Source organism: Methylotuvimicrobium sp. KM1 (genome assembly GCF_044788715.1).
Lineage (GTDB): Bacteria > Pseudomonadota > Gammaproteobacteria > Methylococcales > Methylomonadaceae > Methylotuvimicrobium.
This window is the reverse complement of the sequence record NZ_CP173170.1, coordinates 972,671-997,645: the sequence shown is the minus strand read 5'-3', so window position 1 is coordinate 997,645 and position 24,975 is coordinate 972,671. Positions and strand designations below refer to the sequence as shown.

Sequence of the window (24,975 nt, the reverse complement as noted above, 5' to 3'; positions counted from 1 at the left end):
TTCGACGGTTTTTGGATCAAAAGGGAGTATTAGCATTCAACCTCACCTAATACATCCAATGCCTCGGCCAAATTAGCAACCGGGTAAATCCTTAAACCTTCGATAGCTTTTTTAGGGGCATTACTCTTCGGAACCACCGCCTTCTTAAAGCCGTGCTTGGCCGCATCGTTGATTCGCGCCAAACCGTTCGCAACCGGTCTAATTTCGCCATTCAAACCCAGCTCTCCGAAAAAAAATGTATCATGCGGAATGATTCTATCTTTCAAGCTGGATACGATCCCGACCACAATCGCCAAATCGGAACTGGTTTCGGTAACCTTGATGCCGCCGACCACATTCGCATAAATTTCATCATTGGCGGTAAATATACCGCCGTGTCTCGATAATATCGCCAGCAACATCGCCAAACGGTTCTGATCGAAGCCTACTGCCAAGCGTCGTGGATTTCCGTATTGACACTCGGTGACCAATGCTTGAATTTCAACTAACAGTGGCCGAGTCCCCTCCCACAACACAGTCACAACACTGCCCGAGGACGGCTTTTCGGCCCGGTTTAGAAACATCGCGGAAGGGTTTTTAACCTCTTTGAGACCGGTACTGTCCATCGCAAAAAAACCCAATTCGCCAACACTACCGAAACGATTCTTATCGGCTCTAAGCACTCTAAATCGAGCATCGTTAGTCGACGACAAGACCACTTGGGTATCGACAATATGACTGAGCGTCATCGGCCCCGCTAACGACTGATCCTTCGTGACATGCCCGACCAAAAACACCGAAACATTATGCCGCTTGGCATATTGAGTCAGGTAACTTGCCGACTCCCTAACTTGAGAGACCGAACCCGGTGCCGAGTCGGTCTCTTGGGTATACATGACCTGTATCGAATCGACCACTAAAACCTGCGGATTGATTTCGTCCAGCACATCGCACACGTTCTGCACCGAAGTTTCCGCGAGCATGTTGATCCGCTCGCCTGACACATTCAGTCGGTGGGCCCGCTCGGCGATTTGCTGCAAAGACTCTTCGCCTGAAACATAGAGAACATCAATCCCGCGTCGGGCCATATCGGCAATTGCCTGGAGCAATATGGTACTCTTTCCGGCTCCCGGCGCGCCGCCGATCAGCGTTACGCTGCCTCTGACAACACCGCCTCCCAAAACTCGATCGAACTCGGAAATCCCGGTCGACAGTCGCTCCGCCTGAGCCAAATCAACATCGGACAATGCTTGCACGGACGACCTAATCCCGGAATAGCCATCCGTTCTTTTATTCCGCTCGGATTTGCCTGCACCCAGCCGCACTTCTTTAATGGAATTCCAGGCTCCACAGGCCGTGCATTGCCCGTTCCAGCGAGGATAATCGGCGCCGCACTCCTCGCATACGAAGGCTGTTTTCGTTTTTTTACTCATATCGGATGAAAAATTATGCAAGCAACAGCCTGCTTAGCCCTACTCTTGTGGGATACGATAACCGCGCCCGCGCAATGTTTCGATCGGCTTACTTGTCCCGTCGGGATCAAGCTTTTTTCTTAAACGACCAATAAAGACTTCGATCACATTACTATCCCGATCGAAATCCTCTTCATAAATATGTTCAGTCAATACCGACTTTGATATGACTTCGCCTTTACGAAACATCAGGTACTCAAGCACTTTGTATTCAAACGCGGTCAATTCGAGCCTCTCGCCGGATACCCTGACCTCTTGTGCGGCAGTATCCAACTCGATGTTCGCGTGCTTTAAAACAGGATGGGCCTTGCCTCCGGAGCGCCTAATCAAGGCATTGAGACGAGCTAACAATTCTTCGTAATGAAAAGGTTTGACTAAATAATCATCGGCGCCGGCTTCAAGGCCTTCCACCTTTTCCTGCCAGCGGCTTCTTGCGGTCAAGATCAATATTGGGATAACCACCTCATCTTTACGCAAACGTTTAATCAATTCGATACCTGAAAAATCGGGAAGACCTATATCAACGATGGCCGCATCGATCGGGTATTCCTTACCCAAATAATAACCGTCACTGCCTTTATTAGCCGTATCGACGGCAAAGCCCTTATCGGTCAAAAATTTTTTGATTTGTTCGCACAGAATTAATTCGTCTTCAACGACTAAAATACGCATCAGTCACTCCCTTTTACCTATCCCTACCTAATAATCGCCCTGTTTCGGCATCGATACGCTGATATTGTATTCTGCCGTCGGGTGTCAGGATTTTGATGACATGAACCTTTCGGTCTTCAATCGATTCGGTTTTAGCCCCCAGCACTTTGACTCTGCTATCCTGACGAACTTGCTTGGTCGCTTCATCCAAACTTACCATCGCGACCATAAGTTCGCCCCCGAATGAAACCGAGACAGGTAATAATGCGGCCATCAATACCACTTTGATTAAATTTGTCATTGCTAATCCAGCACCTTAAATTAATATTCGCATTTGCCTTAAAAGCGACCAAGGCAATGAAGTAGACCGAGCTTAAAGGGTTCATCTGAACCCTTACTGAATAAAAGGTTATTGAATCAGCATTTTTTCGCTAAAGACGCCTAGCGACTTACCGAACGACGCACCGATTCTACCCGCCAACTTATCGAGTAAGCGCTCGGGCGGCGTAAAATTAACCAATTTTTCGGCGCCGATAACATGCTTGGCAACATAATTAGCACTACCGAAATCGTCGGCCAAGCCCAATTCAACCCCCTCTTTCCCGGTCCAAACCATACCGGAAAATATCAAGTCAGTCTCCTTTAAACGTGTTCCTCGTCCTTCTTTTACCGCATCGATAAATTGCTGGTGCACTTGGCCGAGCAATTTCTGCATATGCTGAATTTCTTCTTCATCTACCGGTAAAAAAGGATCGAGCATACCTTTATGTTCCCCGGACGTTAGTAGACGTCGTTCTACCCCCAGCTTATCGAGCGTATCGACAAAGCCGAAACCATTCATCAACACGCCGATCGAACCGATCAGGCTGGCTTGATTCACATAAATTTTATCGGCTGCCGAAGCGACGTAATAGCCGCCGGACGCACAGATATCCCCCACGACCGATATAATCGGCAAGTCGGGATATTCTTTCTTCAATTCCCTGATTTCATGAAAGATATAGTCCGATTGCACAGGGCTCCCACCCGGTGAATTGACATTCAGAATGATGCCGCGCGTACTATTGTCTTTCGCGGCTTGACGCAGCCCCTTGATAATGCGGCCCGCATTGGCATCCTTATCCTCGGCAATCATGCCGACCACATCGATCACCGCGGTATGCCCCTTAATGTCCAACCCCATCCCGATGTCGTCCTTCCACTTTGGAAACATAATTGCCGCAAAAATGGCGACCAAATACAAAAAAGTCAGCATTTTGAAAAAAATGCCCCAGCGCCTTGCTCTTCTTTGTTCCGTTATCGCCGCAAAAGCTAATTTTTCTATCGTTTCCCGCTCCCAACCGTCTTTCCGTTCCGATTTAGAAACGGCCTGGCTGTCATTATTGCTTTCCACTTGTTAACCTCAAATAAATTTCAGTAATTGTGATGTTTGTGCCAAATTAAATAGAGGGCCGTATTGCCGTAACAGTTCCGGACTATGCGCACCGCAAGCAACGGCCGCCGAAACAATTCCCGCATTACGAGCCATTTGCAAATCATGAATCGAATCGCCGACCATCAAGGCTCGTTCGGCCGGAATTTCGAGGCAATCGATGATTTCTTGCAACATGACAGGAGCCGGCTTGGACGCGGTTTCGTCGGCGCAACGAGTGATGTCGAACAAATGCTCGGTACCGGTTTGCATGAGAGCCTTCTGCAAGCCTTTCCGACCCTTTCCAGTAGCCACCGCCAATCGATAACCATTGGTTCTCAGGACATTTAGCATATCGAACACGCCCTTAAACAAATCGGCTCGGCTCAGCTGCTTGGCAAAAAACGCCCTGCCGTAATGCTCGATAAACGTATTCCTGGCGTCCTTATCGGCTTCCGGGAACAGCTGGCGAACAGCATTATCGATGCTCAATCCGATCACATCCTTTGCCGCTTGATCCTCAGGCACCTCAAAACGGCAACGAACAGCGGCATCCTGCAAACAATGCACGATCCAATCGATCGTATTGACCAGTGTTCCATCCCAATCAAAAATAATCAAATCAAAGCGTTTAGGAACGAACATCAAACAACTTCTTCAAATGTTGGAAGGGGGGGTCGGTGGCTCGATTGACAGGTGTCGGCAGCAGGGACAGCTGCCGTCAAGCCTACAGGGATGTATTCACGGCGTCCTGTTAAGCGAGTCACCGAACCTCCACAAAGCTTACTGTTTCGAGAAGTTGTTTTATGCATATTCCTTAGTCATTATCATTATTGTTAATTAATGCTTCCATTAGCTTCGGCACGGGCGCGGTAATCTGCAATCGTTGACCGGTAACAGGGTGGACGAATTCCAATCGGTAAGCGTGCAAAAACATTCGCTTAAAACCCAATTTTTTGAACGCCTTATTAACGTCGAAGTCGCCATAACGCTCGTCGCCGATGATGGGATGGCCTAGCCAGGCGGCATGAACACGAATCTGATGTGTTCGTCCGGTCTTAGGTGACGCTTCGACCAAAGTCGCATTAGGCAATAGCTTAATGCGTCGGAAAAAAGTTTCGGCTTCTTTTCCCGATCGACTCACTTCGACCATACGCTCGCCGCCTTTGTTAACATTTTTTTGCAACGGGGCTGTAACCACCAACTTTTTTCGCGCCCAACGACCCGCTAACACGGCCAAATAGGTTTTTTGAATATCGTCGCCGCGAAACAGTTCATGCAGTTTTCGCAAAGCACTCCTTTTCTTCGCAATCAATAAACAACCGGAAGTATCCCTATCCAAGCGGTGCACTAACTCTAGAAACGGCGCAGCAGGTCTTAATTGCCTAAGCCCTTCGATGACCGCAGAATCCAGTCCGCTACCGCCATGCACGGCAAAACCGGACGGCTTATTGAGCACCAACAGCACATCGTCTTCATACAAAATGTCATGCTCTAGACTGTGTCTTAATGATTGCGGTACAAATGCGTCATTTTCGGTCTCGGCAACGCGTATCGGTGGAATTCTGACGACATCGCCCTCCTTTAAGCGATATTTTACATCCACACGGCCCTTATTGACGCGCACCTCGCCCTTTCGAACAATCCGATAAATCCGACTTTTAGGCACGCCTTTCAGCTTGGCAATCAAAAAGTTATCAAGCCGTTGATCGCAGTTTTCTTCAAAAACTTCAATAAATTGAACGCCTGAATGCGTTTCTTGCTGTACTGGTTTCATCGAATAATGATACCAGTATATTTTATGACATGATTCTTTAAATTGATGAGTGCCGTTAACATTGATATATTAGGCCAGTTTATACAACTAAAATAAACGCTCCGTCCGCCTTATGCGATTAGGAGCCCTAAAAAATTATTCGCTGAACAGTTACTAAACGACTGTTCAGTCATTGGAATTTTGGGTTTTATCGTTCGACCCGTGATGAGCGAAATATAATAATTCCTGTTTAGGAAGGATTTTACAAGAAGACAGGCTTGCGCACATCTATTCGCATCGAATAAATCATGCTGAATAAACAATGCATATTCTTTTGCTTTTCATAACTTAAACGAATGAACGAAAGCAAGCGAGACCGCCAATCATAGGACGGCACAAATATCCGTCCCGACCCTAAAGGCCGCGGCATCGTAACAGCCCATACTAAGGTCTAACGCCGATGTGCAACCTGAATGTCTTAAAAAAATTCTAACCATGGGACAGGAATAATTAAGCAGGAATAATCAAGGATACCTTAAATGAAAAGAATGCTTATCAATGCCACGCAACCTGAAGAACTGCGTGTCGCTTTGGTAGATGGTCAAAAACTTTATGATTTTGACATTGAAGTCCCTTCAAAAGAACAAAAAAAGTCAAACATTTACAAAGGCATTATTACCCGTATCGAACCCAGCCTAGAAGCCGCTTTCGTGAATTACGGCTCCGAAAAACACGGCTTTTTACCATTTAAAGAAATCGCTCCGAACTTCCGGCAACGCGCGGAAGGAGACACCTCCGAAGGCGGACGAGCATCGATCAAAGATCAAATCAAGGAAGGCCAAGAAATCGTCGTTCAAATCGAAAAAGAAGAACGCGGAAACAAAGGCGCGGCATTAACCACCTACATCAGCCTCGCCGGAACCTATTTGGTATTGATGCCGAACAACCCGAAAGCCGGCGGTATTTCCAGGCGCATTGAAGGCGATACGCGAAATGAATTGCGTGAAGTTATGACGGCGCTGGAGATTCCCGACACTATGGGCCTGATCGTCCGTACCGCCGGATGCGGCAAGAGCGCCGAAGAACTGCAATGGGACTTGAATTATCTATTACAACTCTGGGAAGCGATCGAGCGTTCGGCTAGCGAGCACTCGGCACCTTTTTTGATATTCCAAGAAAGCAATGTCATCATCAGGGCCTTACGCGACCATCTACGCGGTAACATTGATGAAATCCTGATCGACAAGGAAGAAGCATTTCACCTGGTGCAAAAGTTTTTGAAACAGGTCATGCCGCACTTTTTGTCCAAAGCGAAACTCTATCAGGATTCGGTACCGTTGTTTAGTCGCTATCAAATCGAATCGCAAATCGAAATCGCCTACGGACGCGAAGTATCGCTGCCATCCGGCGGCTCGATCGTGATCGATCATACCGAAGCATTGACCTCGATCGATATTAACTCGGCACGCGCGACCAAAGGCAGCGACATCGAAGAAACCGCTTTGAATACCAACCTTGAAGCCGCCGATGAAATCGCTCGTCAGCTACGGCTTCGCGATTTGGGCGGTTTGTTCGTTATCGACTTCATCGATATGATGGCTAATAAAAATCAACGCGCAGTCGAAAACCGCTTACGCGATGCGTTAAAAATCGATCGCGCTCGCATACAAACCAGCCGGATTTCGCGATTCGGTTTGCTGGAAATGTCTAGACAACGACTTCGACCTTCGCTAGGTGAATCTACGCAACTGATCTGCCCTCGCTGCAAAGGCCAAGGGACGATTCGTAATGTCGAATCGGTCGCGTTGGCAGTGTTGCGGGTACTGGAAGAAGAAGCGATGAAACCCGGCACCGAAAAAGTCATCGCGCATTTGCCGATCGAAAGCGCGACTTTCCTGCTCAATGAAAAGCGGCCAGCTATCGAATTGATCGAGTCTCGATTAAAAGTCGGCATCGTGATTCTGCCGAGCAAACACCTGGAAACGCCGGCTTACACGATCGACCGGATCAAAGCCAAGGATGCGATCGAGGAAAAACCTAGCTATCTACAAATTAAGGAAGAAGATATTCCGCTTCCTGAATTCGCGCAACAGATCAAACCTAAAGCCGAACAAGCGGCTATTAAGGAATTTCTACCCGATGCACCTGCGCCGGTACAAAACCGCAACACCTCGGCCAGCCTGATTAAGCGCTTTTGGCAAAAATTGGTCGGCGGTAAAGAAGAAACGCCGGCCATGCCCCAGCCAGCCAAAAAACAGGAGCGAAAAGAAGGCGAAGAAAGAACGCCGGGCAAAAAACGCGATAACAAACGTGGACCGGGAAGTCGAAACAACCGACCTAAAAGACCCGTCAATAAGCGTGAAACAAAACCTGACGAACAGAAAGAGACCATTACCGAAGAAGTCGCTCAACAACCGGTTGAGCCGGACAAAACTACGAATGAAGCTGTCGAACAACCGGTAAAAAAATCGCCATCCAGAAATGGAAGAAGAGGCCCGAATCGACGCCGCCCTCGGAACCCGAATTACAGAAAACCGGAATCCTCACAACAGAGCGAAACCAGCGGACCGAATGTTCCGACTCAAGCCGATGAAAGCCCGAAATCGGCAGAAGTGGTTAAAACACAAGACGAGAAGCCTCGCCGTGAACAGGACGCTACCGCCGCTAAACCGGACAACAATACCGACAGCAAACCCGTTGTTAAATCCGAAAGCGAATCAGACGCCTAAACATTAATCCCTTTTAAACTCACGGTTGCCGGGCCAAAGCCTTTGGCAACCGTGATTTCTATATCGCAGCTAAAATTCGGCATTAGCACATAAAGTCCCGGAGCCACGGCAGCCCTTAAGGATTTCGTGAAAAATAACTTCCTGGAGCTATAAAAGTTTTGTAGCGGGTTCGGTAACTCGCTTACCTTGCATTAAAAATAGGGAAGTTATTTATGACCAAATCCTAACTTCAATGAAACTGAACGATTTCCAGTATACCCCCCAAACATCCAGAAAAAGGGGCTCACCTTTCACCTTTCACCTTTCACCTTTCACCTATACCTAACCTCAACGCCATCCGCCCCCAACAAACGCTTTAATCGAACGACCAATTCATCGGACGGATGCACGCGCCATTTATCGCCGAATTGTAGCGATGACTTGGCTGTTACGGAACGATAAGCAAGTACAATAGGGCAAGAGCCGCCTTTGAACGGTTGCAACGTCTCATCGAGCTTATCAACGAACGACCTCGCATCGCTCTCTTCATCGGTATTCGCCCACTGCAATGCAAGACATCGGGCATATTGATTACGTGCGTCTTCAATACTGTATAGTTTATCGACCGTCAACCTCAGCATGCCGCTAAAATCGTCAATCGCAACACCGCCCTCTGCGACCAGCAACGCATCCTTGGACAATAAATCGCGGTATCTTTCGTAACTATCGCCGAAGATTGCCAATTCAAGACGGCCGGACCGATCATCCAAGGTCGCAAACCCCATCGTTTTGCCGTTTTTATTTTGCCGCGTCCGTAATTCCACGACCAATCCTGCGGTGCGTGCCTCCATCTTGCCTCGCGTGCGCTCGACATCACCCAAGATCTTAGCAATCTTGCCATGCACGATATGCTTTAATTCCGATTCGTATTGCGTAATCGGATGTCCGGTCAAGAACAAGCCTAAGGTCTGCTTTTCCGCGGCCAATCGCTCCGATTCGGTCCAAGGCTCGGCTTGAGTCGTATAGACGTCCTCCTGTATCTTATCGTCCTCATCGGGCATGCCCAAACCGAACAAGTCGTTTTGTCCGGTTTGGGCCATCTTGCCGTACTGTTCGGCCACCCGTAACGCAATAGGCAATTCCGCCAAATGCGCCGCTCGATTGGCATCAATCCGATCGAACGCACCCGCCCTAATCAATGCCTCAAGCACACGACGATTGACCTTCCTCAAATCAACGCGCTTGCATAAATCGTACAGCCCCGCAAAAGATCCGTTAGCTTCGCGTTCTTTTAATAAATCCTCGATCGCGGATTCGCCAACCCCCTTGATTGCACCGATTCCATACACGATTTGACCTTTGTCGTTGACCGTGAAACGATAATTCGATTCGTTGAGATCGGGCGGGCAAATAGCCAATTTCATTTCGCGGCATTCTTCAATCAACACCACGACTTTATCGGTATTGTCCATATCGGAAGACAGCACCGCCGCCATAAACTCGGCAGGATAATGCGCCTTCAGCCAGGCGGTTTGATAAGCGACCAAGGCATAGGCTGCCGAATGCGATTTATTGAAACCGTAGCCGGCGAATTTTTCCATCAAATCGAAGATATAAGTCGCGACGCTTTCCTCGATGTTATTCGCGACCGCACCTTCTGTGAAAATTTCGCGCTGCTTGGCCATCTCCTCGGGTTTTTTCTTACCCATCGCGCGACGCAGCATGTCCGCACCACCGAGGGTATAGCCGGCCAGTTCACGAGCGATCTGCATGACCTGCTCTTGATACAGAATAACGCCGTTGGTCGATTTAAGAATCGGTTCCAACATGGGGTGGGCATATTCGGCTTTTGCACCGTGCTTGACGTTGATGTAATCGTCGACCATGCCAGACTCGAGCGGACCGGGCCGAAACAAAGCCACCAAGGCGATGATATCGTCGAAACAATCGGGCTTGAGCTTTTTGATCAACTCTTTCATGCCGCGCGACTCTAACTGGAATACCGCGGTCGTCTGCGCTTTCTTCAATAGTTCATAGGAGGCCGAATCGTCGCGCGGAATCGTGCTAATATCGACGATAGCTTCGCCTATTTGCTGTTTTTTTCGATTGATCGTCTCGAGCGCCCAATCGATGATCGTCAGCGTCCGAAGCCCCAAAAAGTCGAACTTGACCAGACCGACAGCCTCGACATCGTCCTTGTCGAATTGCGTGACCAGATTGCCGCCGCCCTGCTCGCAATAAAGCGGCGTAAAATCGGTCAACTTGGTCGGCGAAATGACTACCCCCCCGGCATGTTTACCGGCATTACGCGAAATCCCCTCGAGCGATTTCGCCATGTCGATCAGCGTTTTGACCTCCTCTTCGTTCTCGTACAACTGCTTGAGATCGGGGCTATCCTGCAGCGCCTTGATCAGCGTCATGCCGATTTCGAACGGAATCAGTTTCGCCAAGCGGTCGACGAAGCCGTAGGAAAAGCCAAGCACCCGGCCGACATCGCGCACTACCGCTTTTGCCGCCATCGAACCATAGGTAATGATCTGCGCAACATGGTCGCGACCATAATGCCGCGCAACATAGTCGATGACTTCATCGCGCCGGTCCATGCAGAAATCGACATCGAAGTCGGGCATCGAAACCCGCTCCGGATTCAAGAAGCGTTCGAATAATAAGTCGAATTCGATCGGATCGAGATCGGTGATTTTCAATACATAAGCAACCAGCGAGCCCGCGCCCGACCCCCTGCCCGGCCCAACCGGAATCGCGTTGTTCTTGGCCCATTGGATGAAGTCGGCAACTATCAGAAAGTAGCCCGGAAACCCCATCTGCGTAATCACTTTCAGCTCGGTCTCGAGCCTGTCGTGATAAACCCGGCGGTTTTCTTCTTCGCTACCTGAGCCGAAAGCCGAATGTTGTTGAAAGCGTTCTTCGAGCCCCTGGCGGGACACTTCGATTAGATAATCATCGATTGTCATACCTTCCGGAACCGGAAAGTCGGGTAAATAATTTTCGCCGAGGGTCAACTCCAGATTACATCGCTTGGCGATTTCGACCGAATTTTCCAAGGCTTCGGGAATATCGGCGAACAGCTCCTGCATTTCTTCACTGCTACGCAGATATTGCTGATTGGTATAATCTTTCGGCCGCCGATTGTCATCCAAAACCCGTCCTTGATGAATACACACCCTGACTTCATGCGCATCGAAATCCTCCGGACGAATAAACCGGACATCATTAGTCGCGACGACCGGCAAATCCATTTGTTGAGCTAAATCGACAGCCGCCGCCACATAGCGTTCTTCCTCGGCTTTACCGACACGTTGCAACTCGAGATAAAAGGAATCTTCGAATAAATGACTCCATCCCTCGGCCAGGCGTTTGGCCTCGTCGACATTTTCCGCCAACAAGGCCCTGCCGATATCGCCGCTCATGGCTCCTGATAAGACGATCAGCCCATTATGATTGTCGGCGATCCATTCACGCTGCACCATAGGCACGCCTTGATGCTGCCCCTCCTGATAGGACTTTGAAATCAATTCGGTCAGCGTCGTATAACCATTAAGGTTTTTAGCCAACAGCGTTAAGCAATAAGGCGATGACGGATCGTCTGGATTGAAGATGTGCACATCGGCGCCGGAAACGGGTTTTATCCCTTGCCCAAGTGCTGCTCGGTAGAACTTGACCAACGAAAAAAGATTGGATTGTTCGGTGACTGCGACGGCCGGCATGTTCATGTCGGCCAAGGCTTTAATCAGCGGCTTGATTCGAACAATGCCGTCGACCAGGGAAAATTCGGTATGAAGTCTAAGATGAACGAATGAAGGTTGCATGTGGATGGGGTATTATCGCGCGGCGCAGAGGCGCGGAGATTTGAGGGAGCTTAAGCTCTGCTAGCCATGAACTTAATAACGCGAAATAGATTTTATACCTTATTTCGGAGCCGGGTGAATAAGCCCATTTAGGTTCTATAACAGCATCTATAAGCTAATGCTGAAATTTGAGTGTGATAGCTATAACTTAATCTCCGCGCCCCTGCGCGAGACTAAAATTATTTAATCAAGGCCTTTACCGGAGCGAAAGATTTTCTGTGAAACGGCGTAATACCCAACTGCATTAATTGTTGCCGATGCAGCGGGGTCGGATAGCCTTTATGCAAATTGAAACCATAGCCCGGATAAAGTCGCTCCAAAAACAGCATTTCTCTGTCTCTAGCGACTTTGGCCAAGATTGAAGCCGCGGAAACTTCCGGCACCTGCGAATCGGCTTTGACCATGGCCTCTCCTGGTAAATCGATCGGGGGATAGCGATTGCCGTCCACGATAATCCAATCGGGAACCGGATCGATCATCGCGATCGCTCTCGCCATCGACAGCAGCGCCGCGTGCAGAATATTGATGCGATCGATCTCGCTCGGTTCCGCCCGCGCCACGGACCAACATAGCGCATCCCGCTTGATGGTCAACGCTAGTGCTTCACGTTGCTTTTCGGAAAGCTTCTTCGAATCCTTCAAACCAGCAATCGGCTTATTCGGGTCTAAAACGACAGCCGCCGCGAATACGGCACCGGCTAGACATCCTCGACCGACTTCGTCGACTCCGGCAACTCTTTGCACGGTTATCGTAGAATGCCCCGAGTCACGTTCCTCAGGAAACTGACCATGGTCGACAACTCGTCGCTATCGCCGGCCATGCCTTCCATTTCCTCGATCGCATCCTCGAGCTTTAGGTTCATTTTATAAAGAATTTTATAGGCTTTTCTGATTTGCCGAACGGCTTCCGGCGACACGCCATTGCGCTCCATACCTACCGAGTTGATGCCATGCGGGCGCGTTGGACGACCGCCAACCATCACGAAAGGCGGTATGTCCTGCGTAATCGCGCTACCCATCGCCGAAAAACTGTATTGTCCGATTTGGGTAAACTGATGGACCAGCGTAAAACCGCCTAGTATTGCGTGGTCGCATAAATGCACATGACCAGCTAACGACGCGCCGTTAGCCATGATCACGTGATCGCCGATCACGCAATCATGTGCGACATGGGTATAAGCCATGAACAAATTATCCGAACCGATCTGCGTTACGCTGCGGTCCTGCAAAGTCCCTCGATGCATCGTCACGAATTCTCGAATGACATTCCTATCGCCTATTTCAAGCCGGGTTACCTCGGAAGCATATTTTCTATCTTGAGGATCTTCACCTATCGAGGAAAATTGATAAATCCGATTACCCTTGCCTATACTAGTCGGGCCATTGACGACCACATGAGGCCCTATAACCGTACCTGCGCCAATGGTGACATCCGGGCCTATGATCGAGTAAGGACCGACACTGACATCATCGGCCAATTGGGCACGTTCGTGTATGACTGCTCTTGTATCTATCAAAATCAATCCACCGCTGCGGCACACATGATGTTGGCACTGGCGACAAATTCGCCTTCCACTTCGGCTCGACAATCGAACGACCATATATTGCGTTTACTTTTAACGAATTTGGCTTCCAGCATCAATTGGTCGCCGGGACTCACCGGTCTCTTGAATCTAGCATTATCGATACCCACCAAATAATAAGTCATACCTTTTCCCAAATTAGGATCTGTTTCCGACGCCAACAAGCCGGTCGCTTGCGCCAACGCTTCCAAAATCAGCACACCGGGCATTATGGGCAAATGCGGAAAATGCCCTTGAAAAAAGGGTTCATTGTAAGTCACGTTTTTAACGGCCAACAATCTGACACCGGGTTCACATTCGACCACTTTATCGACCAATAAAAAGGGATAGCGATGCGGTAAAAACTCTTGAATTTGTAAAATATCTAGCTTGATAGACATGAATGATAAAGTGTTATTATTGGTTGATAGGTGATTCCGGCAACTTTAGCCTTTTACTTTCATAACGCCTGAATTAATCAGGCATTGCAGACAGTTTTTGCTGAATTTGATTGGTGACATCGACCGTTTCGCTCGCATAAATAACCCCTTCGGTCAGCAATAAATCGAAACTTTGACTCTTGGCCAATTCGCGGATCGCTTCGACAATTTTGCGCTGTAATTTGCCCAGCTCTTCATTGCGGCGAATATTGAAATCTTCACTGAACTCTTGCTGGCTTCTTTTAAATTCGCGTTGTTTATTAAGAATGTCTTTTTCCAGATTTCTTCTTTCGGAATCGCCCATGACCGCTGCATCCCTGTTCAATCTTTCCTCAAGATTCTTGATATCGTTTTGCTGAGCAACAAGCTGCTTGTCCCTCGGAGAAAATTCTTGCTCCAAACGTTTTTTGGCTTTTTCAGCCTGAGGCGCCTTTTCCAAAACTGCCGGAATATTGACAAAACCGATTTTCAAATCCGCCCAAGCCATATTGGCGCTCAACAGTAAACCCAAAAATAAAACAAATTTATTTTTCATTATCGAACTCGTAAATTTAAATTAAAAATAGTGTCCATAAACGGACAAACCTGCGATGTAACCGCCAAATTATAGGTGATAACCCGCTTAAACCAAAAATATACTTCTGTTAACCCAGCCTTAACAAATGTAGTACCTACGGTCTAAATTATTGAAGCATAAGAATTAAAAAACGCGCCAAAAATGGCTTTGTAGTGCTATAAAATTTTTATTACCTTAATATTCAATGTCTTATGTACGACAAATGTTAAAGCAGGGTTAAAATCCGGAACCGAAAGAGAACTGGAAGATTCTCTCGTCATCGCCTTCTTTAAGATTCAGTGGTTTACCTGCACTGACCGCGATCGCGCCGAACGGCGACAACCATTCTCCGGATATGCCTACCGAGTAACGCATATCTTCTCCGATATTGCTAGGGCTGTCGGAAACCGTACCGACATCAAGAAAAGTCCCGAGCCGAACCGACTTGAGATCCTTCATGAATGGAATCGGAAAAAACACCTCGGCGCTGCCGGTTACTTTGGTCGAACCGCCGAATGGTCGTCCCCGATTGTCTCGCGGACCCAAGGTATTGTCGTTAAAGCCGCGCACCGAACGCACGCCGCCGGCAAAATAATGCTCGAAAAACGGTAAGTCGTCGGTCTTACCGTAGCCGTCGCCATAAGCCAATTCCGCACTTAAACTAAACGTTAAATCCTTCGCGAGCGGGAAGTATTGCTGCTGCTTATAACTGACTTTGTAATACTCCAAATCGCTGCCCGGCACCGTGCCTAACGCGGATAGTCGGTACTGGCCGCCGTCGGTCGGAAAGATCGCCCGGTTCAGTGTGTCGTAGGTCCAGCCTATCGACGGCGCCAGCGTAAGGTAGGACTCGCTATCGCTATCCTTACAGTCCGTCCTCTCAACGCAGCCCGGATCTATGAAATTTTTGACTTCATTCGCAGAGAAAGACGTCGACTTGAGCTTGGTATGCCTTAGATCGACATTGAAATTTAACCGGTTAAATTCGCTCAACGGAATACCGAAATTCACGCCGGCATTCGCCACGTCGGTCAAATAGCTGGAGATGTTCGCCTGCTGCGCATCGGTGGTCCGGTAACCGATATCGTAGCCGAGACTAACGCCATCCAAGGTAAAATAAGGGTTGTAAAAACCGAAGCGATAATTGGTCGAAATATCACTGTTGTTAAACGCTAAATTAAGCCGCTTACCGGAACCGAAAACGTTATCCTGGGAAACATTAGCATTAACGATAATACCTTGCACTTGCGAAAAACCGATACCGGCCGTCAAATTACCGGCCGGCCTTTCGGTGACCGAATAATTGACATCGATCTGGTCGGCAGTGCCGGAAACAGGCGGTGTTTCGACATTCACCTCTTCGAAATATCCCAAACGCTCGAGACGCACCTTCGACCGCTCGATCTTTCTCGTCGACGCCCAACTCGACTCCATTTGCCGCATTTCTCGGCGCAGCACTTCATCACGCGTCTTGGTATTACCCTTGAAATTAATCCGGTTGACATAGACGCGTTTACCCGGATCGACATAAAAAGTCATCGCAACCGTTTTATCGACATCGTTGATTTCAGGCACCATGTTGACATTCGCAAACACATAACCTTCATCGCCCAAGCGATCGGAAATCGCTTTAGAAGTTTCGGTCGCATTCTTGCGGGAAAAAATTTCGCCCGGGCCCACTTGCACCAATTTAACCACTTCTTCGGGATCGATGATCAGATTACCGGCGACTTTGACTTGCTCCAGCATAAACACATCGCCTTCCTTGACGTTGACGGTGATATAGATTTCTTTTTTATCAGGGGTAATGGCAACTTGCGTCGATTCAATCGAAAAATTGATATAGCCGCGATCAAGGTAATATGAGCGCAGCCGCTCGAGATCTGCCGATAATTTTTGTTTGGAATATTGATCGTCTTTCGTATAAAACGACAATAAATTGCCCGTGCTCAATTCGAAATTATCGAGCAAATCGTCGTTGTCGAAGGATCGATTGCCGACAATATTGATTTCCTTGATTTTCGCTACTCGGCCTTCAGAAATGTTGATGCGAATACCCACACGATTGCGGGTTAACGGAGAAACTTCGGTATCGATTTTAAGGCCGTATTTACCGTGACTAAAATACTGGCGGCTCAATTCTTGCTCGACCTTCTCGAGCATTTGTTGATTGAATACCTTGCCCTCGGCAAGCCCAATATTATTCAATGCCTTGAGCAAGTCTTCGGAGCTAATATCCTTATTGCCTTCGAAGATGATTTTAGCGATCGATGGCCGCTCCGTAACATTGACGATCAGCGTCGAACCTTCCCTCGCCAGCGAAACATCCTTGAAAAATCCGGTTTTAAATAAGGCTCTAACCGCCTCAGGAATTCGATCCTCCGATAAAAACTCGCCAACATTGACCGGAAGATAATTGTAGACGGTCCCCGCAGAAATTCGCTGCAAGCCATTGACCTGAATATTATCGACCACAAATCCATCGTCGCCTTTAACCGCTTGGGAAACAACCAGAAACAGTATAAAAAGGCGCGTAAAAGTCTTTAAATTCATGAAGAGGAATGGAAGCATCGATACGATTTAGCTAAAGCGCGATTATATCACAGGAGTTTGAACATCCATATTGCCGAAAAGTCATCATTTTTTCTGTAAATTTAATGACTTGATGCCTTGAATTGCTATAAATCGAGACAAATTTCCTTATATTCCAATGAGTAATTGACTAAAGTTATTGCAAGTTGGGAGATTTAATTTGCGGTTAGCGGTTAGCGGTTAGCGGTTAGCGGTTAGCGGTTAGCGGTTAGCGGTTAGCGGTTAGCGGTTAGCGGTTAGCGGTTAGCGGTTAGCGGTTAGCGGTTAGCGGTTAGCGAAATGATGCGGCATTTTATACGCTTGTCAAGTCCTAATTTCCTCTTTCCTGCTTACTCCTCACCGCTTTAAATAATAATCTGACTGCATTTCGATCAATCGCGAAACAGTACGCTTCAGGAAAAATGCGCGTATGTTCTCGTCATAGAGCTCTCTAGCCGGAGCCTCGGCACTGCAAATAAGAATGACTTTATGAAAATACAAAGCATCGACCAATGTCGAAAAACGCTTGGCCTCGTCGTGATTATCAAAACCGAATTTCGGAATGCCGGATACAATCACGACCCTGAAAGCTTGCACGATTTTCAAATAATCGGCCGGCCCTAAAGGCTGCCGGCACATTTCATCAAAGGTGGTCAACGCCACATCGCCATGAGCGGCTCTCAGTACGACATTTCTACCCAACACCTTAAGACTGTAAGGCTTTAGCGGTGCCGAATGGGTCATTTCGCGGTAACACTGCTCTAAAGCCGAAGCCGCGTGTTCGTCAAGCGGGTAAAAATAGGTTTTTTCAGCGCCGTGAATACGAGTCAAGCGATAATCATGTTTGGCAACGAGCTCAACGACATCTGCCGAAGCCTTCAACAGCTCGATGAACTTTAAAAACAGCTCCGGAACTAATCCGCCTTGGTATAAATCATCGGGATGCCGGTTTGAAGTGGTCACAACGACGGTACCGAGATCGAATAAACGGCTGAACAAACGATCCAAAATAACGGCATTGGCGACATCAATCACATGAAACTCGTCGAAACAAAGCAGTTTTGTCGAGGCATTAATTTCAGCGGCCAGCGAATGAATGACGTCCTGTTTTTTTTCCTGACGCCAACGATGAGAAAACTCATGAACTTCCAGTATGAACGTATGGAAATGAACCCGGCGTTTTTCCTGAATCGGACAATGGTCGTAAAATAAATCCATCAACATCGACTTGCCTCGTCCGACGCCGCCGTAGATATACAAATTCTTGCAAAGTTTTCCGCGCGTCGAAGGCAGCCTCAAAAATCCTGACCGATTTTCGGATGTCAATTTATCCAGCATTTCCTGAAGATAATGCAATGCCTCGACCTGGGCCGGATCATACTCGATAAGACCTTGTTCAACCCGCCATCGATATTCAACGAGCAACGACTCACCGGCATCCTGCTTAGCTTGAGCCGAAGTCATTTTGCTTAGGAATTTTTTAAACATGGTATGGTGGTTAAAAACCGACTGGGTTTCTCGACAAGGTGAACCGATTATCCTAAATTCGGTAATTTAACCATGAAGCTCATGGAGTATTTAAAGAAATTGCCTTAACCAGTGCAAGCCTTACCCGAACAAAAAGGCGCTTTCGAAACATCGCAAAGCAAGGACGCTAATGCCGAAACTTGAAGTGCGATAGAGACAGCCGGGCTCCGGCCAACTTGCAAAGCAGCCTGCGTTACTGCTTTCCTTTCAACAAACTCTCGAGATTCGCGAAAGGATTGAAAGTCGCAGTTTTACCGTTGTCTTTGGCTGAACCGGTATTATAATGCGCATGCTCATAGCGGGCATGTTCGTTGTCATGGCAATACAGACACAATAACTCCCAATTACTGCCGTCCGCCGGATTATTATCATGATTGTGATCGCGATGATGCACAGTCAATTCCCTGACATTGCTGTGATCGAATTCCCTCGCGCAACGGCCGCAAATCCACGGATACATTTTCAGCGCTTTTTCGCGGTAACCCTTTTCCCGTTCGGCCTGACCGCGGCGTGCATCGAGAACGATTTGATCGAGTTTGGTTTTATCCAAAGTTTTTTTAGTCGGCATGAAATCACCTTATTGTTAATGCAACTGGGACTATAAAATCGACCGGACCGCTTCACTCAACAACGCATCGAGCTTGATGCAAGATGTCGGGTGTTCGATACTGTCCGTACTCCAAATTTCTTTGACGCCTGCCGCGCGAATATGCGCCTCGGCGTCGCCGCAAAACAACGGATGCGTAATCGCGGCATAAACGGCACGCGCACCGGCATTTTGCAATAAACCGATCGTTCGAGCCAGTGTCCTTCCTGTGCTGGCCATATCGTCGATGATAACGACAAGTTTATCCTTAAACTCCTTATCGGGTAAGGTAACGTCGACTTCTCGGTCGCCGCGTCTGATTTTATCGGCTACCGCATAGTCAAAACCGATTTGTGCGGCAATACCGGATACCCATTGTTCGGATTCGCTGTCCGGACCGAGCAGAATCGCATCTTCGAACCGATTGCTCAAGTAATCGCCAATTGCGCCGGCAGCGGACAAACAAACCGCATTTGCAAGCGGAATCGCTTGATTTAAATGAGAAATACGGTGGAGATGCGGATCGACCGTTAGAACATCATCGAATAAATCAGCCAACAACCGGCCGACAATGCGTTGACTAACTGCCTCACCGGGGCGGTTAGCAATATCCTGTCGCATGTAACAAAGGTATGGCGTTACTAAGGTAACTCGCTTAGCTCCCAATTCTCTAGCCGTTCGGGCAAACAGCATTAATTCGACCAGCTTGTCATTCGGCCGATCGAGACTTCGGCAAACGATAACATGATCGGGCAAGACAGCCGGAAGCCGAACCAAACTTTCGCCGTCGGGAAAGCGGTGCAACTCAATGAGCTCGAACGGCGCATTAAGCCTACAAGCCAGCCTCTCGGCTGGTGCGCAATAATCGGGGAAGGCCAGTATCAGCATATTATCTAGAAAGCCACCAACGGTTTCAATACATGTCCCTCGACGCCGATACGATAACCATTATCATCGGTCGCTAGCGTTTTCGCGAATTTGAAATCCGCCGAAAAACCTGCATAGACACGATAAATCGGCTCGTCTTTCTGTACCTTTTCGCCGATTTTTTTCAACAGATCGACGCCGGCTTTCTTATCCATCGGCGCGCCGGCAATACGGGCAATCTTGGCCATTTGAAAATTATCGATATGGGTCACGATACCCGCCTTATCCGCGCAAACCTCATGACATAAAATACCGGGCGTAAAGTCTATGGTTTTTGCGCCTTGAGCCTGTATCAAATCGTTCATTTTGGCGATTGCTCGGCCCGAATCGAGAATATCCCGCGCAATCGCATAGCCCTGCCCGCCTCTAACATCGGGATCGAATTCAATAATTCTTCCGGCTAATTGCAGCGATTTTTGGCGCAAATCGAATGGCGCATCGGGATTATTTTCCAACACCTGCATGATATCGCGGGCCTCGAGTACCGGCCCGATGCCGCGTCCGACCGGTTGGCGACCATCGGTAATCATGACTTCCAAGTGAATATTGAGCTGGTCGCCGACAAACTCGAATAACTTGCGTAAAGCAAGCGCCTGACGCATGTGCCGAACTTTTGCGGTCGGCCCGACCGGGATATCGACGATCAAATGCGTGGAACCCGCCGCCAATTTTTTCGATAGAATCGAGGCTACCATTTGCCCTTGTGAGTCGATCCCGAGCGGGCGCTCGACCGAAATTAACAGATCGTCGACCGGCGCCAGCTTCGCGGTACCGCCCCATGCTAGACAGCCGCGTTCCTGGCGCACAATATCGTGTAAACGTTCAGGAGATAAATTGACTTCGGCTAAAACTTCCATCGTATCGGCGGTACCGGCCGGCGACGTAATCGCCCGACTCGACGTTTTCGGGATCAACATGCCGTGTGCGGCGACGATAGGCACGACCAACATCGAAGTTCGATTACCCGGTATGCCGCCGATACAGTGCTTGTCGGCCACCAGCGATTCGTGCCAATTCATGCGCTCGCCAGAATCCAGCATTGCTCGCGTCAAATATAGGAGTTCGTCTCGGTCGAGATTGTTTTGACCGGTCGCGACCAAAAAAGCAGCCATTTCCATTTTAGAATAGCGTGTCTCGGCAATATCCTTGGCAATACTAGTAAAATCATCCTGACTCAAGCGCTCGCCGTTAATCTTACGTCGAACAGCATCCATCGACACGGGCGGCTCGGCATGTTCAACCGTAACTAATGCGCCTTCGTCAACATTGAGTTTTTGAAAAGCTTGCTCAGAAAGACCCAGCTCGCCGGAATGCACGATGGAGCTATCGTCCACGACATTGAGTACTGCCAACAGTTTATTGCCGTTCGCGCAAACCTTGATTTTCGACAATGCCTGAAACCCCTCGGCTCGGTAAAACGCGCATTCCCGGTTTAAATAGGCAACGTTTTCATGATACGTATCGATACCGATACGACGAATTTGTAACGTGTCGTTACTCATGTGAGTCTTAATTAAAATAAATTCGGCTGATAATGCTTGTTGCAACAAACAATGTCAACCGAAGCCAATCATTCCAGCAAGTCCCATTTTGGGGATCACAAGCGCGCCAAGATTTTTCGCGAAAGCTGAAATGGGGTCCGTCCGATTTCAGCAGCGAAAAATGACTTGGCGATTATTGCCTTCGGCGGCCCCGATTCGCCCTGCGTCCGTGCCACTACGCCACATCATCGTCAACTCGATGCGGCTCCGTAGCACTCCCACAAATGGCTTTACGCCGTGTCGCGATGCCTTGTATTTTGCCTCCGCCTGCGCTATTCGCGCAGACTCCGGCAAAACACCCGGCGCTACGGCTATCGGGGACTAAAAATCTTCACTTCGCTAGCGCTCCGTTTCCAAGATTTTCAGCGAAAGTTGAAAGACTTCATGTGCTTCATGATTAAACTGCCAAGTCCAAGGTTTATTCTTACACGGTCTTCGATCACAAAAGAAGTAAAAAACGCATTTGCCCCGAGTAAACATTAATCTCGAACAAACCCTCAACCTCGCACCGACAAAGACAAAGGATTGTCCTGCTTGATATATACCTTTCGCACTTCAAGTTTCGGCAGTGCCTAAGGAGGCACCGGGGTGACCGGCTCCTCACCTAGCGTTAGGTGAGGGGCCTTTGATGGGCCCCCGGTGCCGAATTTTGATCTACGATGCGAATAAACGGTATCATACAGAAAAAACTGCTTCGGGCTTAACCATGAATTCGAAAACCATTGACACACGTTTAATCCACTCCCTTCTCGATGGTCAAGCCTATCCTCACGAAACCGCAACGATTAAATTATTGGAAACGCATATCTCTTGGATACTGCTGACCGGCGAATTCGCTTATAAAATTAAAAAACCGGTTGATTTCGGATTTCTGGATTTTTCAACCCTCGAAAAACGTCGATTTTGTTGCCTTGAAGAATTACGGCTTAACCGCCGCTTTGCGTCATCGCTTTATTTGGACGTCGTTTCGATAACTGGGAACGCCAAAAAACCCGAGATGGGAGGGACAGGAATGGCAATCGAATATGCTGTAAAAATGCGGCAATTCGATCAACAAGGACTCATGAGTGTGCGCGCCGAAAACGGCCTGCTTACAACCGATGATATCGACGGCATCGCCTCAATCGTCAGCCGATTTCATACCGACACCGAAACGGCAAGTCTTGAATCGCCTTATGGCGAACCGGACGATATCAAACATTGGAGTGAAGAAAATTTTCAACACATAGAACCGTTGCTGGACGACATAGCGGAAATTCGCCGACTGAAAAGCCTGCATGCCTGGACTCGAAACGAATGGCAACAGAAGGCCGAACTCATGCGTCAACGTAAACGCCAAGGCTTTATCCGGGAATGTCACGGCGATTTGCACTTAGGCAATATCGCGCTGTTCGACGGTCAGGTGACACCCTTCGATTGTATTGAATTCAATCCAATGCTGCGCTGGATCGATGTCTCCAGCGAAATAGCCTTTATCTTCATGGACTTGATTCACCGCCAATTCAAACTATTAGCATGGCGACTGCTCAATCGTTATCTACAACAAACCGGCGATTATCAAGGCTTGGCTTTGCTGCGCTATTATTTGGTTTACCGAGCCTTGGTTCGCGCCAAGGTAGCATTGTTGAGAATGCAACAAGATTCCGACCCAAGCAACCGCAATAGCATACACGCCGAATACCAAGCCTATGCCGATTTGGCCGAACGTCATATACAAGCATCAGGTCCAATGTTATTAATCACGCATGGTTTCTCGGGGTCCGGCAAATCCTTTTTTGCCGAAAAATTGTCGGAAAAGCTTGGCACAATCCACCTGCGATCGGATATCGAGCGTAAACGCCTGTATGGTTTCGCTCCGCAAGAATCAACGAACTCCGAAACGGGAAGCGGCATTTATAACGCCGAAGCCGGTCGCATTACCTATCGGCACTTGATCGATACGGCTCATGCCATCCTGAACGAAGGGTTCAGCGTCATTGTCGACGCCACCTTTCTTAAACACGCTCAACGCGCGGACTTTATTGTATTAGCCGAAAAAATCGATGCTCCGCTACTCATCCTGGATTTTAAAGCAAGCCTACAAACCTTAATCGAGCGGATCGAGTCTAGGCAACAGCAACGCAACGACCCCTCCGAAGCCACCCCATCTATTTTGCAACTACAAATCGGCTCGGACGAGCCATTAACGGAACCGGAACAAAACATGACTATACAGATCGACACCGAAAACGAATCGGCTTTTGAAGATTTATTCGCGGCGATAAAAATTTTAAAACTTGGTCAAAAATAACTTTTCTATTTTTAATGTTCGTAGAGTAGGCAGGTTCGGTTTCCCGATTGCAGCAATTCCCAATTTGAGGGTAAAAAAGGTGTCGGCGGCAAGGAAGGGTATCCTCTATCATTCCGTATATTGCCGAGCCCTGGATTTATAATCGATCTACGATCTGAAATGCGCATCTCGACCTCCAGTCCTGGTTAATACTGTTACCCAAGCTCCAACCTGCTCAGGAAGCTGGAGCTTCCCGGGCGTGTTTCCCAAGCTGGTGCTCTCGCCGTTATACACAAGTATAAATATATCTATTGTGCAAAAGTAGCTACCGAGTGCTAAATTGTTGCGTTATTCGGAAAGGCTATTGGTGTTTGAGCGTTAACGGCTCCGATAATCGCGGCGAAGGCGTCGCTCCCAAAGAGAGCAGCGGACGCTAAGTGGGAGCGATCCCCTGATTGTGATTTCGAGGCCGAAAGTATTAAGTAACAATAAATGGTATCGAGGTCTCATTGCCTAATGATTGAAAAAATTCATATTTCCAGGAAGTTATTTTTCACGAAATCCTTAAAGCTCTTAGCTTTACCGGTGCATCAAAAAAAATTATTTTGACTATTTCCTAACTGCCTTATTTAGCAGATAAGAGAACTGCTTCAACTGCTAACGCGAACATAGCAAAAAAGTGGGGCTTGTCAGCAGGAAGCTCCTACCAAGTCCCCATGGTTAGATTCATCCAGTACCTAATTTCCACATATTTTAGTGCTGGATCGATTTTAAGGAATAGACGCCTCCGACAAACACACACCTCATGCCTTCAATCTAGTCGTAAGATTTTTTACACAATTAAGACGTAGAATAACCTTATATATCATTGGATTGCATTTTCTATTTTAAATTTCGCAGTAAATACTATACTTAACAATCTAAAATCATTGACGCTTCGAACCAATCGACCATGCTGTCATCAAAAAATACTAAACATGACACAATCTTTCTATTTTCAATGCAAACGATGATTCGCTTAAACTCATACCGCATTCACATTCGAATCATGAACTGCTCGGAGTCTCTCACTCGGCGGTTCGAAGAACGGTCCGCATCATGCTATTCAACCGGAACAGAAAACACCTCGGCCCGAATAAAACAACCTCCGGAAT

General features: G+C 48.1%; 18 protein-coding genes. 2 read left to right on the top strand and 16 right to left on the bottom strand.

All coding sequences use genetic code 11. The features are described from left to right. Positions 1-29 precede the first annotated feature (29 nt). The 6 genes from radA to rluC form a co-directional block, all read right to left on the bottom strand. On the bottom strand, positions 30-1,412 hold the full coding sequence (gene radA / locus ACINK7_RS04360; protein ID WP_404360074.1) for a DNA repair protein RadA: 1,383 nt from the start codon (positions 1,410-1,412) through the stop codon (positions 30-32). A 39-nt stretch (positions 1,413-1,451) separates the two neighbouring features. After that, positions 1,452-2,123, bottom strand: coding sequence for a response regulator transcription factor (locus ACINK7_RS04355; protein WP_125218403.1), 672 nt, complete (start codon positions 2,121-2,123; stop codon positions 1,452-1,454). Between the two features lie 13 nt (positions 2,124-2,136). Next, complete coding sequence (locus ACINK7_RS04350; protein WP_404360073.1) at positions 2,137-2,403, bottom strand: PepSY domain-containing protein; 267 nt, start codon at positions 2,401-2,403, stop codon at positions 2,137-2,139. Positions 2,404-2,511: 108 nt separating this feature from the next. Further along, complete coding sequence (gene sppA, locus ACINK7_RS04345; RefSeq protein WP_404360072.1) at positions 2,512-3,495, bottom strand: signal peptide peptidase SppA; 984 nt, start codon at positions 3,493-3,495, stop codon at positions 2,512-2,514. A gap of 9 nt (positions 3,496-3,504) precedes the next feature. Next, on the bottom strand, positions 3,505-4,158 hold the full coding sequence (locus tag ACINK7_RS04340) for an HAD-IA family hydrolase (protein WP_404360071.1): 654 nt from the start codon (positions 4,156-4,158) through the stop codon (positions 3,505-3,507). A gap of 172 nt (positions 4,159-4,330) precedes the next feature. Next, positions 4,331-5,290 carry a 23S rRNA pseudouridine(955/2504/2580) synthase RluC gene (gene rluC / locus ACINK7_RS04335; protein ID WP_404360070.1) on the bottom strand — a complete coding sequence of 320 codons (960 nt, stop codon included), beginning with the start codon at positions 5,288-5,290 and terminating at the stop codon, positions 4,331-4,333. Positions 5,291-5,808: 518 nt separating this feature from the next. On the opposite strand from rluC, the gene ACINK7_RS04330 reads away from it, so the two are divergent. Beyond that, positions 5,809-7,998, top strand: a complete 2,190-nt coding sequence (locus ACINK7_RS04330) for an Rne/Rng family ribonuclease (protein ID WP_404360069.1) — start codon at positions 5,809-5,811, stop codon at positions 7,996-7,998. A gap of 311 nt (positions 7,999-8,309) precedes the next feature. Here ACINK7_RS04330 and dnaE read toward each other — a convergent pair whose 3' ends face one another. The 10 genes from dnaE to ACINK7_RS04280 all read right to left on the bottom strand — a co-directional run bounded on the left by dnaE (position 8,310) and on the right by ACINK7_RS04280 (position 21,513). Further along, positions 8,310-11,804, bottom strand: a complete 3,495-nt coding sequence (gene dnaE / locus ACINK7_RS04325) for a DNA polymerase III subunit alpha (protein WP_404360068.1) — start codon at positions 11,802-11,804, stop codon at positions 8,310-8,312. 218 nt (positions 11,805-12,022) lie between these two features. After that, on the bottom strand, positions 12,023-12,586 hold the full coding sequence (gene rnhB, locus ACINK7_RS04320; RefSeq protein ID WP_404360067.1) for a ribonuclease HII: 564 nt from the start codon (positions 12,584-12,586) through the stop codon (positions 12,023-12,025). 2 nt (positions 12,587-12,588) lie between these two features. Then, complete coding sequence (gene lpxA, locus ACINK7_RS04315; RefSeq protein WP_404360066.1) at positions 12,589-13,359, bottom strand: acyl-ACP--UDP-N-acetylglucosamine O-acyltransferase; 771 nt, start codon at positions 13,357-13,359, stop codon at positions 12,589-12,591. Positions 13,360-13,361: 2 nt separating this feature from the next. After that, positions 13,362-13,805, bottom strand: a complete 444-nt coding sequence (gene fabZ, locus ACINK7_RS04310; RefSeq protein WP_125218394.1) for a 3-hydroxyacyl-ACP dehydratase FabZ — start codon at positions 13,803-13,805, stop codon at positions 13,362-13,364. A gap of 73 nt (positions 13,806-13,878) precedes the next feature. After that, positions 13,879-14,379: an OmpH family outer membrane protein gene (locus ACINK7_RS04305; protein WP_404360065.1), complete on the bottom strand. Its 501-nt coding sequence runs from the start codon at positions 14,377-14,379 to the stop codon at positions 13,879-13,881. Positions 14,380-14,637: 258 nt separating this feature from the next. After that, the gene (bamA, locus tag ACINK7_RS04300; protein ID WP_404360064.1) at positions 14,638-16,953 is read right to left on the bottom strand and encodes an outer membrane protein assembly factor BamA; all 2,316 of its coding nucleotides are present in this window, start codon (positions 16,951-16,953) and stop codon (positions 14,638-14,640) included. A 375-nt stretch (positions 16,954-17,328) separates the two neighbouring features. Continuing rightward, the gene (gene zapE / locus ACINK7_RS04295; RefSeq protein ID WP_404360063.1) at positions 17,329-18,459 is read right to left on the bottom strand and encodes a cell division protein ZapE; all 1,131 of its coding nucleotides are present in this window, start codon (positions 18,457-18,459) and stop codon (positions 17,329-17,331) included. Positions 18,460-18,691: 232 nt separating this feature from the next. Beyond that, entirely contained in the window at positions 18,692-19,066 is a 375-nt protein-coding gene (locus ACINK7_RS04290; protein ID WP_404360062.1) for a YajD family HNH nuclease, read from the bottom strand. A 30-nt stretch (positions 19,067-19,096) separates the two neighbouring features. After that, positions 19,097-19,972 carry a ribose-phosphate diphosphokinase gene (locus ACINK7_RS04285; RefSeq protein WP_404360061.1) on the bottom strand — a complete coding sequence of 292 codons (876 nt, stop codon included), beginning with the start codon at positions 19,970-19,972 and terminating at the stop codon, positions 19,097-19,099. A 5-nt stretch (positions 19,973-19,977) separates the two neighbouring features. Further along, entirely contained in the window at positions 19,978-21,513 is a 1,536-nt protein-coding gene (locus tag ACINK7_RS04280) for a thymidine phosphorylase family protein (RefSeq protein ID WP_404360060.1), read from the bottom strand. A gap of 745 nt (positions 21,514-22,258) precedes the next feature. Here ACINK7_RS04280 and ACINK7_RS04275 point away from each other — a divergent pair. After that, positions 22,259-23,842 carry an AAA family ATPase gene (locus ACINK7_RS04275; RefSeq protein ID WP_404360059.1) on the top strand — a complete coding sequence of 528 codons (1,584 nt, stop codon included), beginning with the start codon at positions 22,259-22,261 and terminating at the stop codon, positions 23,840-23,842. The last annotated feature ends 1,133 nt before the right edge of the window (positions 23,843-24,975 follow it).

Bases quoted from the DNA above. Each gene is read 5' to 3' on its own strand.
- radA (WP_404360074.1), bottom strand. From the start codon at position 1,412: ATGAGTAAAAAAACGAAAACAGCCTTCGTATGCGAGGAGTGCGGCGCC.
- ACINK7_RS04355 (WP_125218403.1), bottom strand. From the start codon at position 2,123: ATGCGTATTTTAGTCGTTGAAGACGAATTAATTCTGTGCGAACAAATC.
- ACINK7_RS04350 (WP_404360073.1), bottom strand. From the start codon at position 2,403: ATGACAAATTTAATCAAAGTGGTATTGATGGCCGCATTATTACCTGTC.
- ACINK7_RS04340 (WP_404360071.1), bottom strand. From the start codon at position 4,158: ATGTTCGTTCCTAAACGCTTTGATTTGATTATTTTTGATTGGGATGGA.
- rluC (WP_404360070.1), bottom strand. From the start codon at position 5,290: ATGAAACCAGTACAGCAAGAAACGCATTCAGGCGTTCAATTTATTGAA.
- ACINK7_RS04330 (WP_404360069.1), top strand. From the start codon at position 5,809: ATGAAAAGAATGCTTATCAATGCCACGCAACCTGAAGAACTGCGTGTC.
- dnaE (WP_404360068.1), bottom strand. From the start codon at position 11,804: ATGCAACCTTCATTCGTTCATCTTAGACTTCATACCGAATTTTCCCTG.
- fabZ (WP_125218394.1), bottom strand. From the start codon at position 13,805: ATGTCTATCAAGCTAGATATTTTACAAATTCAAGAGTTTTTACCGCAT.
- ACINK7_RS04305 (WP_404360065.1), bottom strand. From the start codon at position 14,379: ATGAAAAATAAATTTGTTTTATTTTTGGGTTTACTGTTGAGCGCCAAT.
- bamA (WP_404360064.1), bottom strand. From the start codon at position 16,953: ATGAATTTAAAGACTTTTACGCGCCTTTTTATACTGTTTCTGGTTGTT.
- zapE (WP_404360063.1), bottom strand. From the start codon at position 18,459: ATGTTTAAAAAATTCCTAAGCAAAATGACTTCGGCTCAAGCTAAGCAG.
- ACINK7_RS04290 (WP_404360062.1), bottom strand. From the start codon at position 19,066: ATGCCGACTAAAAAAACTTTGGATAAAACCAAACTCGATCAAATCGTT.
- ACINK7_RS04285 (WP_404360061.1), bottom strand. From the start codon at position 19,972: ATGCTGATACTGGCCTTCCCCGATTATTGCGCACCAGCCGAGAGGCTG.
- ACINK7_RS04280 (WP_404360060.1), bottom strand. From the start codon at position 21,513: ATGAGTAACGACACGTTACAAATTCGTCGTATCGGTATCGATACGTAT.
- ACINK7_RS04275 (WP_404360059.1), top strand. From the start codon at position 22,259: ATGAATTCGAAAACCATTGACACACGTTTAATCCACTCCCTTCTCGAT.